General features: G+C 42.9%; 13 protein-coding genes. 12 read left to right on the top strand and 1 reads right to left on the bottom strand.

Annotated features, from left to right (window positions below):
• Window positions 1-15: 15 nt before the first annotated feature.
• Window positions 16-1,326, top strand: a complete 1,311-nt coding sequence (locus BLR73_RS06990; RefSeq protein WP_233456376.1) for a histidine-type phosphatase — start codon at window positions 16-18, stop codon at window positions 1,324-1,326.
• A gap of 12 nt (window positions 1,327-1,338) precedes the next feature.
• On the opposite strand, the gene BLR73_RS06985 is transcribed toward BLR73_RS06990, so the two are convergent.
• Window positions 1,339-2,340, bottom strand: coding sequence for a P1 family peptidase (locus BLR73_RS06985; protein WP_233456375.1), 1,002 nt, complete (start codon window positions 2,338-2,340; stop codon window positions 1,339-1,341).
• 383 nt (window positions 2,341-2,723) lie between these two features.
• Between BLR73_RS06985 and BLR73_RS06980 the strand changes: the two genes are divergently transcribed.
• The 11 genes from BLR73_RS06980 (at window position 2,724) to BLR73_RS06930 (ending at window position 12,443) form a co-directional block, all read left to right on the top strand.
• The gene (locus tag BLR73_RS06980) at window positions 2,724-4,220 is read left to right on the top strand and encodes a tyrosine-type recombinase/integrase (protein WP_233456374.1); all 1,497 of its coding nucleotides are present in this window, start codon (window positions 2,724-2,726) and stop codon (window positions 4,218-4,220) included.
• A gap of 102 nt (window positions 4,221-4,322) precedes the next feature.
• Window positions 4,323-5,747: an RNA-binding domain-containing protein gene (locus BLR73_RS06975; protein WP_091860521.1), complete on the top strand. Its 1,425-nt coding sequence runs from the start codon at window positions 4,323-4,325 to the stop codon at window positions 5,745-5,747.
• Between the two features lie 20 nt (window positions 5,748-5,767).
• Complete coding sequence (locus tag BLR73_RS06970; RefSeq protein WP_091860518.1) at window positions 5,768-6,655, top strand: hypothetical protein; 888 nt, start codon at window positions 5,768-5,770, stop codon at window positions 6,653-6,655.
• A gap of 187 nt (window positions 6,656-6,842) precedes the next feature.
• Window positions 6,843-7,142: a helix-turn-helix domain-containing protein gene (locus BLR73_RS06965; protein ID WP_028902846.1), complete on the top strand. Its 300-nt coding sequence runs from the start codon at window positions 6,843-6,845 to the stop codon at window positions 7,140-7,142.
• A 5-nt stretch (window positions 7,143-7,147) separates the two neighbouring features.
• Window positions 7,148-7,984, top strand: a complete 837-nt coding sequence (locus tag BLR73_RS14590) for a DUF6291 domain-containing protein (protein ID WP_143010901.1) — start codon at window positions 7,148-7,150, stop codon at window positions 7,982-7,984.
• Entirely contained in the window at window positions 7,890-8,888 is a 999-nt protein-coding gene (locus BLR73_RS14760; protein WP_317041175.1) for a DUF6633 family protein, read from the top strand. The genes BLR73_RS14590 and BLR73_RS14760 overlap by 95 nt, the downstream gene beginning before the upstream one ends.
• Window positions 8,889-9,005: 117 nt before the next feature.
• Window positions 9,006-9,410: a hypothetical protein gene (locus tag BLR73_RS06950; RefSeq protein WP_143010899.1), complete on the top strand. Its 405-nt coding sequence runs from the start codon at window positions 9,006-9,008 to the stop codon at window positions 9,408-9,410.
• Window positions 9,411-9,419: 9 nt separating this feature from the next.
• A complete protein-coding gene (locus BLR73_RS06945) occupies window positions 9,420-9,893 on the top strand; it encodes a hypothetical protein (RefSeq protein ID WP_091860509.1) in 474 nt (157 codons plus the stop codon).
• Window positions 9,894-10,155: 262 nt separating this feature from the next.
• On the top strand, window positions 10,156-10,602 hold the full coding sequence (locus BLR73_RS06940; protein WP_051522967.1) for a plasmid mobilization protein: 447 nt from the start codon (window positions 10,156-10,158) through the stop codon (window positions 10,600-10,602).
• Complete coding sequence (locus BLR73_RS06935; protein ID WP_091860507.1) at window positions 10,599-11,912, top strand: hypothetical protein; 1,314 nt, start codon at window positions 10,599-10,601, stop codon at window positions 11,910-11,912. The genes BLR73_RS06940 and BLR73_RS06935 overlap by 4 nt, the downstream gene beginning before the upstream one ends.
• A gap of 9 nt (window positions 11,913-11,921) precedes the next feature.
• Entirely contained in the window at window positions 11,922-12,443 is a 522-nt protein-coding gene (locus tag BLR73_RS06930; protein WP_091860504.1) for a hypothetical protein, read from the top strand.
• Window positions 12,444-12,646: the final 203 nt, after the last annotated feature.

Here is a 12,646-nt window from a genome sequence, read left to right as displayed (position 1 = left end):
TTTATTATCAACTGTATGAAAAAGTTTTTTATTTGCCTGATGATGGCAAGTGCGATGACTGCTCAGGCACAAATCGCACGTTTTTCAGGAAAGACAGCACTCGAAGAGATTGCTGCCGACAAGTTCTTGGCTGCTGGTAACATGACCGACTACGATCATTTGCCACGTACATCTCTAACACCTGCCCCTAAGGGCTACGAGCCTTACTATCTGTCGCACTATGGTCGCCATGGTGCCCGCTACTTGCTTGAGGAGAACGATTATGCCATGCCAGTACAGACGCTGCGCAAGGCCAAGTATGCCGGTAAGCTTACGCCGTTGGGCGATAAGGTGCTGGCTAAGCTCGACTCGATGCAGAAGACTACTAAGGACCGACTGGGCGATCTGACAGCTACTGGTCAGCGTCAGCACCATGGCATCGCTAAGCGCATGGCACAGAACTTCCCGGAGATTTTCAAGACACCGAATCTGCCTATCCACTCAGTTTCTACTACCTCTATCCGTGCCATTATATCTATGATGGCTGAGTGTGAGGAGTTGCAGGCTGCTAATCCATCGGCCCGTATCTTTAACGATGCCAGCAAGGCCGATATGCACTATATGAACTACTCGCCATCGCGCCAGGAGCGCGGCATGGGCATGCCACAGATGAACGTGATGCGTGCCATGCAGAAGCAGCAGGCCATGAGCGACAGTCTGAAGCACCCTGAGCGCCTGATGCAGCAGCTGTTTAACGATCAGCACTGGGTATATCTGAATGTAACAACCGGTTCGCTGATGAGCAAGATTGCTGATGTGGCGCTGAACATGCAAAGTCATGACGGCGATACATGGCTGTTGGATCTCTTTACTCCAGAGGAACTGCGTGACTTGTGGCGTAGCAACAACTTGTACTGGTATCTGCTTTATAGCAATGCACCACAAACAGGTGGCCGCATGCCTTGGAACCAGAAAAACCTGCTGAAGAATATCATCGAAACTGCCGATACCGTTACCCAGACACAGGTATCGCTGCGTTTTGGTCATGATACCGTGGTACTGCCCCTGCTGTGTATGCTGGATCTGGATGGATCGGCTGTACAGGTTGATAACCTCGACGAGCTCGAAAACTCGTTCCGCACCTACTACCTCATCCCTACAGGCAGTAACGTGCAGTTTATCTTCTATCGCCCCAAGAAAGGCAAAACAGGCGATATCCTAGTAAAGGTACTGTTTAACGAGCGCGAGGCCCACATGCCGCTTAAAACCGACACCTGGCCCTACTACAAATGGCAGGATGTTCGCGAGTACTACTTAGCTAAGCTGGCCGAGCAGGAGAAGAAATAAAAACAAACATGTTTAGATATTATGCAGATATTCCTCGTTGGCAATCTTGCTGGCGAGGATTGCATCTGCAATGGCTTTCTCCATCACCAGCGAGGCCAGCACGCCAACAGTGTTGACGTCCGACAAAATCATACCGCCGCTAAGGGAAATGGCATAAACGGTATCGCCATCAGCCATGGTAAACACTGGCCGTATGCTGCGTGCCATGCCGGTAGAGGCGATATTTGCCACCTTCTGTAGGTCGGCGACACTCAGATGGGCGTTGGTAAACACGGCTGCGATGGTGGTATTGCCTGCTATCAGATCGGAATACTGGTTCTTGAGCACTGCCTGTTCGGCACTTACAAAGCCCTTGCGGTCGATGGTGGTCATGCCTGCTATCTTAACACCATCCTGGAAGATGTCGCCTAAGGCATTGACAACAACGGCTACACCTACCTCCAATTGTCCAAGACGTGCTGCAGCATAACCAATGCCACTCTTCTGGGCTGTGGCCATGCCGCCAGGTTTACCTACAGTAGCACCTGTGCCGGCACCTACATTGCCGCTGAGTGGTGAGTTGCTGGCAATGGCATTCTGACAAGCTTTATAACCCATTTTGCGGTCGGGGCGGATGTTACTTTTGCCGTATGAAAGGTCGAAGATGCAACTCTGACATACAATGGGTACCAGTCCGTAGCCTGTGTTATAGCCATAGCCATGTTCTTCAAGGCAGGTTACCACGCCGTCGGAAGCTGCCAAGCCATAAGCAGAACCACCACTGAAAACCAGAGCGTTGAGAGGCTGTGTGTTGCGCTGAGGGTCTAATACTGGTACCTCGCGCGATGCAGGTCCACCACCCAGGACTACCGCTGAGGCCATGGATGCCTCTGGGAAAAAGAATACAGTTACACCTGTTTGGGCATCATTGTCTTGTGCATTTCCAACGCTTATGCCTTGAAGTTCTGAAAAAGGAAGGGATTCTACCAAATTATCCATGTCGCTATAGTTATCGACACGGTTTGTTGTATCCACTCCTAACATCTTTTTATCATTGTTCTTTGAACATGATGTAAATATGCTTAAGCTGCAAATATGAATAGCGGCGAAGAGCCCTAAAAAGATCTTCTTTTTCATGTCGTTCAAAAGTTTAATAGGAATTGCAAATATAGTGTTTTTTGATTTTGTGGACCAGCCTGGGCTTGAACCAGGGACCTCCAGATTATGAGTCTGTTTTGGATATGTTTCAGGAAATTACAAATAATGTTAAACCCCGATAAATAAAGGGTTTTCTGTTATTGTACATTGCTAAAGATTTCGTAAATTTGCACCAGTTTTCAGTCAAAAAGGTCACCTGAAGGTCACCATTATGACTGACGGAGTATTTAATAAATATCCTATAAATGGAGGTTTTGAGCATGAGGAAAGATAATACAAAGGTCACCAAAGGTCACCAATCTGACAATTCTGGCACTAACAATAGTGTTAGGGGCGAGAAATGTCTTGCTAAATTTACATCTTCCAACGGAAGCGTGTATGGCTCTATAACGGTTGATATACGTAAAGCTGGAGATTATAGTAAGCCTTTACCTGTTGCCATTAGAATATGTCATGATGGCAAGAAAGCGTTCCTAAGACTTGGAGAGAAATACATGATGGATGATTGGATCCAATTATGTGAATATGAGAAGAGTGGGCGTAGAGTCCATTTGGCGGAACGAGAAGAGATGAAAGCGATAATGAACAAGGTCAAAGACTTGACCAATCAACTTATCAGTGAAGGTAGTTTCTCCCTCCAAAAACTCCAAGAACGTTATCAAGGTAAAAAGGATGATAGTACAAGTATTTATAAAATTTGGGATGAATACATTCAGGAGAAAACAGAAAAAGACTATATAGGTACTGCAAGTGTGGGTAGAGACTGTAGAAATAGGTTCATAAAAGACAATGGTGAGAATGTAGAATTTGCAGACATTGACCATACGTTCATACAGGAGTGGGAGACAAAGATGAAAAATGACCCAAACGTTAGTGTGTCATACGCAGGAATTAATTTGCGCACATTTCGAACTATCGTTAACATTGCCATCAAACGGAATCTAATAAATGGCAGTACAAAAGAAATGTTTAAGGGGACTGGCTATAACAAGAAAGCAAGTCGAAAGCATCAATTCTTGGATGTTACATCAATGCGCCTGCTCTATGATTTCTGGAAAAAAGGCGATGTAAAGGATAAGAATGGTAAGTCGCTCTATCCTAAAAGGGTCAAGGATGCTTTGTTTCGTGACCTTGGATTGTTTCTTTTCATGTACCTTGGTGACGGGCAGAACTTAGCTGATACGTTACGCTTGAAATATGGCGATTGGTACTACGCTACTCATGGTAAACAATTTCAATTCTTTCGTTATAAGACCGAAGAACGTAATGAGGATGCGAGTGAGGTTATCTTCCCAGTTATGCCTGAGATTAAGATGATTCTCGACCGACATGCAAACGAGCCCAAACATAATCAACGTGTTTTCCCTTTTATGAGGGAAAATATTACTAAGAAACAAGAAAAGTGGGTGATACAGCGTTATAACAAGAATATCCGCAAGCACATTAGAATGGTTGCAGAATTGCTTGGTATGGAACAAAGTCCATCTCCAACATGGGCACGTCATAGTTTTGCTACAAACCTCAACAATTCAGGATGCGTACCTTATAAATATATAAGTGACAGTATGGGACATAGCAATAGCAGTGATATAACGTCGGCCTATATTGGCGATTATCCACTGAAGAAGATGTTGGAATATAATGGATATCTGCTAAAAGAGAGTGAGCCTGACGATAGCAGGGCTGCTCTTCTTGAACTCCTGAAAAGTATGAGCTCAGAAGAACGTAAGGCATTAATGAAAGAAGTAGAAAAGTAAGTGTTAATTTCGCCTATTTTTTGAGTATAGTAATCATAATACGACAATTATTGTGTAATTTTGCAACAGAAAAGTCAAATGGAGCCTATAATATAATAAGGTATGAATAAAGACGAGCTGAAGAATAAGATACGCTGTGGCGAGACAAGCCAAGTACAGTTTAAGCAACAGTTTTCCACACAGAAGGAGATTGCTGCAGAAATGGTGGCCTTTGCCAACAGTGAAGGTGGAGAATTGTTGTTTGGAGTGAAAGACAAGACTGGCGAGATTCTTGGTCTCGACTACGATGCTATCCAACAGATAAGCCGCGAACTGGGCAATACCGCCAACGAACAGGTACGCCCAACCATCTACATCCAGACAGACGTGGTGGATGTGGATGGGAAAATGATTCTGGTGGCTACTGTGCAAAGAGGGCGTAACAAACCCTACAAAGACTTGGCTGGTCACATTTGGGTGAAGCAAGGAGCCGACAAACGTCGGGTGACTGAGAACAGCGAACTGTTAAGCCTCTTTCAAGACTCTGGCGAGTATCACGCTGACGAAGCCAGTGTGAAAGATTCATCGGTGAGAGACATTGACACGCTGGCACTTGACCGCTTTTTCCAAAATGTATATGGCAAGCCCATGACAGAGTTTGACGTGCCGCAAGACCAGTTGCTGCACAATCTTCATATCACGGATTCGGAAGGAAGGCTTACCACAGCGGGACTGCTGTTTTTCGGCCAACGCCCGCAACAGTTCAAGCCAATGTTTGTTATAAAGGCCGTCTGGTTTTATGGAAACAGCATCGCAGGAACAGAATACCGTGACAGTCGCGATATAGAAGGTACCATTCCTGAAATGTTCGAGCAAGCAATGATGTGGTTGAAGTCATGCCTTCGCCGAACACAGAACGGACAGTCGTTTAACTCTATCGGACAGCTGGAGATTCCTGAAACTGTGCTGGAAGAGCTGCTTCAGAACGCTCTGGTACATATTGACCTGCTTAAAACAGCTGCTATCCGTCTGATGGTGTTCGATGATAGAGTAGAGATAGTGAATCCCGGCTGTGTGATGGGTGGCCATACGATAGACGAGGTAAAAGTGGGCAACTCATATGCCCGTAACCCATTGATGGCCAACTTCTGTTCCAAGACGATGCCTTACCGTGGTTTAGGTTCAGGCATACCACGCGTATTGGCCGAAGACAGCCACGTGGAGTTTATTGATAGCAAGGAAGGAAACCAGTTTACAGTACGTATAAACCGTCCACTTACTGCCTCAGAAGCAGGGAGTAACGCAGATTTGGCAGTAAGTAAAGGAGAAAAAGCAGTAAGTAAGCAGGGAGTAGCAGTAAGTAAAGAACAGATGATTCTTGCTTTTTGTGTAGAGCCAAAGTCATTGTCTGAAATCTGCAAGCATCTGGGACTGAAGGATAGATATAAGGTAAAGAAGAAGTATATAGACCCACTTCTAAACAAGACGCTTCGTATGACAGAGCCAGAGTCGCCAAATAGTCCCACTCAGAAGTATGTAACCATTTAACAGAAGAGGATGTAATTATTATGGAAGCATATAATTTTATCGATGAGTGGTTGAAACCCTTGTTCAAGGGCGACTATCAGGATTTTAGCTCAAAGAAAGTTGAGGGATATTCTCTATTTGTCTCTGAAAAACAAAAAACACCTGTACAAGCGATGGTTAGAGAAAATATCATGGAATTACTTCAAAACATAGAACTCAAATACAGGGAGATTTCAAAAAAAGAAGCTAATCTGTACAAGTCCCAAATTAGCCGTTGGTATGTCAACGGATTTACTGAAACATACAATGCTTGTCGTAGAAATGATTTGCGGCATCCTCTTGAACATCAGGATTATTTGATCCTGGCAGACAAGTTTAAGCTTGTAGAGGATTTGAATAGTGGTAGCTGGAGTAATGATAAGTTTCGCAAATACACAATAAACCTCGGACAACGTGAGGGCATTCTATTTTATATTGCAGAAAGAGACTTAACTCTTTCCATGAATGACAGCCCCCATAAAAAGAAGAAAGTTCCTATAGACGACGAGAACAGCTTACCTGAAGATAATGTTGTTTCAAATCCAGATTCCCCCAGTGATTACTCAACAATGCCCAGTTATCAGTCAATAAGAAATGATGGGCCAGATTTACACCGATTATATAGTTATCTTCGTGAAAAAAAAGTTGTTACTCATGCTGACGAGAATAAGTTTATTCAAGATGTTACACATGCAGTTTTTTCCCCAATGTACGTTAATGGCAATAGAATCAAAGTTCTATATGTCATAAGGAAATTAAAAGATTATTATGAAAAGGGGTGGTTGACTGCTGTTTGCAAAGATCTTGATATCACGTCTGCTCGCATCACTAAGCGAATGCCAACAGATGATTTTACAAAAAATTTCCCTTCCCTAAATTTCAAAAAGTAAAAAACCACACTCCACACCACACTTTTTCCACACCTCAAAAGGGTGTGGATTTTTGTTATGTTGTTCATTGTTAGGTGGTTACGACACAAATCAAAAACCACACCTCCACACCTCAATATACCAGCTGAAATGCCGAAATTTGCAGAAAAATTCAAGAAATATCAGTAAACTAAAATACAATTGGTATATGGAAAATTTAATAGTATTAAAAGAGAGTCAGTTAGCAGAGATGATCTATGAGACTCTATGCCGATGTTTCGACGAGAGGAATATCGGCAAACTTGAAAAGCCCGTTGAACATGGCTTTTATGAGCGCGACGAGCTGTGTGAATATGGACACATCTCGTTAACCACTCTGTGGCGTTTAGAGAAGGCTGGTGTTTTGAATAGTGTAAAGGTTGGCAGAAGAAAACTTTATGCCAAACAGGATGTAAACCAGTTAATAGAATCAGGACAACTTGCTAATTTTAATGATAAAAATAAGTAAGGTATATGCAAAGAGATACATGTATATTTTACCGATCTTTCCTTACAGCAGTTGATATGCTTCCTGACATGGGAGAAAGATTTGAGTTATTAATGGCGATTATAAGATACTCGCTCGATCAACAAGCCCCTTCTTTTTCTTCCGTTACCTGCTCTATCGCATGGGAGTTAATTAAACCTATCATCGACAAAGAGTGGATGTGTTACGTAAATGGGAAAAAGGGTGGCTGCCCACGTGGCACAAAGAAACCTTCTATGCTTGGCAACAAGAATGCGGCAAAGAAATCTACTCCAAACCCAAACAAAACCCAAACAAAAGCAGATAAGGATAAAGATTACGATAAGGATAAAGATTGTGATGGGGATGAAGAGTGCGATAAGAAAGAAACACACTCTGGGAGTGTGGTAATTCGCCCACGCGAAGCTGATAATGGTAGTAGGCATTGGTCTCAGGAGGACCTGATGGCGTACGACGATGTTGACGAAGAGGTTGAGATGATGCTTAAAAATCCCTCGTGGAAGGAGCAGGTTTTCGTGCGCTTCAAGTTCCTAAATTGCAGTGATAAGCTCCTTAACGAGTATTTGGAGCGTTTCGCTGGCGAACAGAAGATAGGCAGTAAGCATCACCTGCATCTTGGGGATGCCAAAAAACATTTCGTGAATTGGATGATTATCCAGGAGGAAAAATTAAACAAAATAAATAAATCAGATGGAACAGACAGACAATTTACAGCTCAGCAACGCATTGATGCAGAAATCCGACGAAGTGTCGACCATTACAACAGCATTGATGTCACAGGAGGAGTTGAAGTACGTGGCAAAGTACCGGAAAAAGTATGGTAGTCTTGATGGAGTGGTTAAAATGCTCTCATTTTCAGATATTATGCTTGTGACCTCAGATCCTTGTACTCCCCTTACTGCAGACGTGCCTTCATTTGCTCTGCTAAACAAAACTTTTGGCGAAAATGCAAGCGTGAAGTGGCTGTACGTTCATTTGAAGAATCTTTTTGTAAGGCTCCTTGTGGATGAAAAAAGAATCTCCAATTCTCAGATTGATTTCTTAGCAGGTATCATAGTAAGCAATTATCCAGGGATGAAGCTAACTGAGTTCATGTTATTCGAGAGCAGTTTCCTTAGTGGCAAGTACGGGGTTTTCTATGGGGAGACGAGTTACATCCTTTCCATTACCAGTTCTCTACGTCAGTTTTGGAAAGATTTAATAATTCTCTACCAGCAAATTGAACGTAAACAAGAAGATGGACGAAAAAGTGAACAGGATGAGTATCAACAGCGATTAAAGTCTCGTTGGAAAGATTGTTGTGCAGATTTAATAGCAGCATGTCCAGATAAAAAAGGAAAAGAAATGTTTTCGCATCTTGGTCCAGCTTTTTATAATGAAGAACAGTGTGAACTGATGCTATATGTTACTCGTGAAGAGTCTATGGCCCTTGAAGGAGACTATTTTGAGCTTTTCTCCACTATTCTTCTCCGGCACTACCCAAAAGTCTATCTACGTTATCGACTATACGATCGTATAACACTTTTGGGGAAAGGAATTACTTCTCAAAGAGAAATTGAAACAGCAAAAAAAAGTGCTATTCGTATTATAGAGAATCCAATGGGGTGGCCTAAGGATATTATTGGTAATGCAGAATATTGTTTCAGAAGGCGTTATGGTAAGACTCCCGAGGATTATCTGTCTGAGTTTAGTCGAACTTCCGAGTTTTTAGGTAAACAAAATATTTAAGTAATTATTTTTATGGCACAAGAGAACATTTACAATCGTCAGGACAACAAGGTTGTCGCTGTCGCAGACTCCACAAGGAAGGAGTCAACAGGTAAGGTATCAAAAACCCTTAGTGACATGGAAGCCAAGGTCATTCGCAGGTTTCTACAGAATCTCGGTCCATACGAGGCCGATGCACTGAGAATAGCGATAGCCATGGCTGATGGTAAGGTTGATATCACAACCCTTACAAGTGATGAACAACTTGCTCTTAATCGCTATATGAATAGCGGCATGAATAAAGGGCAGAGTGACTCTTGGGAGGTGGAAATTCACCGTAGTCATCGGGCTTTGCAGTTGTGCAAGCGTATGGAAGATTATTGCAACGAGCTACAGCTGCTTGCTATCTTTGTAGATCTGACGGAATTTGCATTTAACACCGCTCACGTTGAAGAGGCACGGGCAGGCTTGGAGAAGATTGTGGGCACTCGAACTGGGCAGTCGATATTAACGTCTGTGGCAGGAAATAGTGTTACTAAATAGTGTTATAGCATGAATAATGTAATGGCATCGAACAAGGAACGCTATCAGTTCCGCACACTGACAGGGTATGATGAACTCATCATACACCTGTCAGGGCAGGCTGGTGAATGGCTCGTAGGAACAACGAACACAAGTGATGGTTTTATTGTTGGTAATCGTACTCTATTTTGTGATCTGCTTTCGCGTATGCAGTTGACTCCCACAACTGGCAACGGATTTCGTAGGCCTCTGTCGCTTAATGCTGGGCAGGCTCAGTATTCAGAGTTACAGCTTCAGGCTGAGTGGAGGATTGGTCGCAAGGTTATCCGACGCATACTCGACGAGATGGAGCAGGTGGGACTTATAAAAGTGGAGAAGTCAACTGTCGCTTCAACCCTTACATTTCCTTGTATAAGAAAATGGCGATTTGGCGATACAGTAATCGTCAATCCATATCGCGGATCACTATACACTGACGAATGCGGTGGAGTGAAAGGAGAATAGCAATGATTCAAAGAAAATTCTGTAACATGATTAGTAGTCATTGTCTTCACGTGTTATTTCATGTTCAGCCAACTTGGTACTATGATGCCTCTGGCAGAGTTAGAACGTTTTTTACAGAGCGAGATATGCCAAGGTAGCACCAGCCCTAAAGGGGCTGTCTACTTGGCACTCTCGCTTGACTCCCAAAAGGTCGCAGGGAAGGATAGTGCTCCTTGACTCGCACTATATATATTAATAAGGTATAAAAATTAAAGTAATTGATATGAACAACTGGAATAAGGAAAAAAAAACTCGCAAGGCTTTAGACCCAAAGGACAAACGAAGTGAAGTGGTCCATTTTAAGGTGAATCCACGTGAGAATCATGAAATCTACACGACAGCCAAGAAGTGTGGAATGACGGTGAGTGAATATGTTCGTTCGCGTGCATTAGGTTATGAGCCAATAGCACGCATGGCTACTGATGAGAAAGATCTCATCACTAAGTTGGCTCAGACTCGTTCAGACATCGCCAACTTCATAAACGCCATCAATGGTCTGACCTCTGAGGAAAAACGCAAACTTTTCCGCAACCGTCAGCTGATGGAGAAATGGTACAGCGAGGTAAAACCAATTTCCGATGCTGTAAGTGAGTTTATCCGTGACATTAGGAACAAGAAAATGCTTCGTCCACGAACAACGAACAATACAGAAAAGGAGGTTATTTCATGATAGGAAAAGCAAAAGCAATATCCCACGGAATAAACAATCTTCGTTACATCATGGGGGAATCTGAGAACAAGAAACACCCAGAGAAGATTGACTTAATTTGCACCCAGCATCTTCCACTGGGGCTGGATGCGATGGGGGTATGGGAATCTATGCAGGCTTCGTTGGCTGGTCATGACAAACTTAAAAATACCCTTATTCAAGTAGAACTAAGCCCTGCTAAGGAACATACGGAGCATTTCACTATCGAAGATTGGAAACAGTTGTGGCTGGATTTTGTTGAGGAATTCGACAAACAAACAATCAAAGATAATAGTGACAAGGTAAAGTCTAAGCCAACCAACCTTGCCGGAAGTAAGAGCGTTGTTTACCTACATCGAGAATCCAAGGGTGAGATACCTCATCTGCATGGTGGTGTCTGTCGCGTAGATGAAGATGGTAATGTAAACAATGACCACGAGATTCATCTCCGCGCACAGCGAGCAGCTGAAGCGGTAGCTATTAAGAGAGGCTGGAATACTGCGATGGATGTTCGTGCTTCTAATGCTGAACATATAGCTTCTGTTTGTATGAATGTTTTGAAAGACATGCCGAAATGGTCATGGGAAGACTATGTCACCCGTATCGAACATGCCGAAGGTGCAAACCTCAAAGTTAAAGCAAGGACAGACAGCCAAGGTAATGTCAAAGGCTATGCTATCATCTGTGGCAAGGCAAAGTATAAAGCATCTGAACTGGGCAAGAATCGCTCGCTTACCTGTTCTAAACTCGCAGCTACCTGGTGGAAACTTCACTCTGCGTCTGTCGCCAAACAAGAAGAAACTCGTTCTTCAACATCACGTTCTTTCCATAAGGTCAACGACACTCCTACAGTAATACCTGTTACTCCTAAACCAAAGGTGATAGAGGAAGACAAGCGTAATGATAGAGCAAAGAGAGATGATTACAGAGAACAGAACTCATCTTTTAATGTAGATTATACCACATGGACGCCTGACCGGAGCCCAGTTGACATTGATATAGAAGGTTCTGTCTATAAGCGATATCTGCCTACGGAAGTCCTTAATCTTTTCGATGATATCTTCGATTATCGAGAGGTGGATAACTGGAAACCGCTGATCAACCTCGCGTGTGCATACTTTGCTGCTTTACTTGCGCCTGATGGCAATGTCTCTGCCGGAGGTGGTCCAACCAACAACACAGGTTGGAGAGACAAAAAAGATGAAAATGAACTTGATTTCGCCCGGTGTTGTGCTCAAATGGCCAAGTCCAAGTTGGGTGTGAAGAAAAAAACATTTGGCTTAAGTAGATGATAATGTATTATGAATAATGATAAGATAACAACTGATGATCTTAGAGGGATGCTTGACGATTATTCGCCAGAACAGCAGATGGAGATTGATGCCCAAACTATCAGAGATGGCGCGAAAACCATGTCTGATACTGCGGCATTACTTGAAAGTAGTCTGGCAAAGATTCAACAGGTTGCCGAGATATTTAATCAGGCAACTAAGATTGACCTGTCTGAGGAAACGAAGAACGAGATAATAACTATAGGTAAGCTCACTGGAAAGGAAGCTGCTGATGCATTTCGAGAAGAAGTCGAACCTGTCATTGCGAAAGCTCAGAGAAGAATAGATTACATTTCAATTCCAGCCCCAGCCTACTATTGCCTAATACTGTTACTCCTTGCCTTGTTTGGCTTTGCTGTGGCCATCTGCATAGTTAACTATGGATATTGGAATAATCATTTCATATGGAGGATAACAAGGATCGTTTCAGGAGCGTTTGTCTTATTTTCCATCTTAACCCTATTCCTTTTTAATAAAGGATGGCTATCATAGAAGTACCCCGACTGCGGTTATGTAACAATCACAGTCGGGGAATATATAAGTGTTCGATTGATATTCGTCTACCTTCACCCTTTTTTCTACTTTGAGTCTAATATTATCTATCAATTCTATGAAACCTTTACAATTGGTTTTATGGTGCAACTTCAAATGCTGATTTGTCAGTAAGTTATTTGTTTTGTTGAATTCCAAAATAT

Source organism: Prevotella sp. khp1 (genome assembly GCF_900102205.1).
GTDB classification, from domain to species: Bacteria; Bacteroidota; Bacteroidia; order Bacteroidales; family Bacteroidaceae; genus Prevotella; species Prevotella ruminicola.
The sequence above is the reverse complement of the archived record's forward strand: the minus strand, read 5'-3'. Positions and strand labels throughout refer to the sequence as shown.

Bases quoted from the DNA above. Each gene is read 5' to 3' on its own strand.
- BLR73_RS06975 (WP_091860521.1), top strand. From the start codon at position 4,323: ATGAATAAAGACGAGCTGAAGAATAAGATACGCTGTGGCGAGACAAGC.
- BLR73_RS06990 (WP_233456376.1), top strand. From the start codon at position 16: ATGAAAAAGTTTTTTATTTGCCTGATGATGGCAAGTGCGATGACTGCT.
- BLR73_RS06945 (WP_091860509.1), top strand. From the start codon at position 9,420: ATGAATAATGTAATGGCATCGAACAAGGAACGCTATCAGTTCCGCACA.
- BLR73_RS06950 (WP_143010899.1), top strand. From the start codon at position 9,006: ATGGAAGCCAAGGTCATTCGCAGGTTTCTACAGAATCTCGGTCCATAC.
- BLR73_RS14760 (WP_317041175.1), top strand. From the start codon at position 7,890: ATGCAGAAATCCGACGAAGTGTCGACCATTACAACAGCATTGATGTCA.
- BLR73_RS06930 (WP_091860504.1), top strand. From the start codon at position 11,922: ATGAATAATGATAAGATAACAACTGATGATCTTAGAGGGATGCTTGAC.
- BLR73_RS06980 (WP_233456374.1), top strand. From the start codon at position 2,724: ATGAGGAAAGATAATACAAAGGTCACCAAAGGTCACCAATCTGACAAT.
- BLR73_RS14590 (WP_143010901.1), top strand. From the start codon at position 7,148: ATGCAAAGAGATACATGTATATTTTACCGATCTTTCCTTACAGCAGTT.
- BLR73_RS06965 (WP_028902846.1), top strand. From the start codon at position 6,843: ATGGAAAATTTAATAGTATTAAAAGAGAGTCAGTTAGCAGAGATGATC.
- BLR73_RS06940 (WP_051522967.1), top strand. From the start codon at position 10,156: ATGAACAACTGGAATAAGGAAAAAAAAACTCGCAAGGCTTTAGACCCA.
- BLR73_RS06935 (WP_091860507.1), top strand. From the start codon at position 10,599: ATGATAGGAAAAGCAAAAGCAATATCCCACGGAATAAACAATCTTCGT.
- BLR73_RS06970 (WP_091860518.1), top strand. From the start codon at position 5,768: ATGGAAGCATATAATTTTATCGATGAGTGGTTGAAACCCTTGTTCAAG.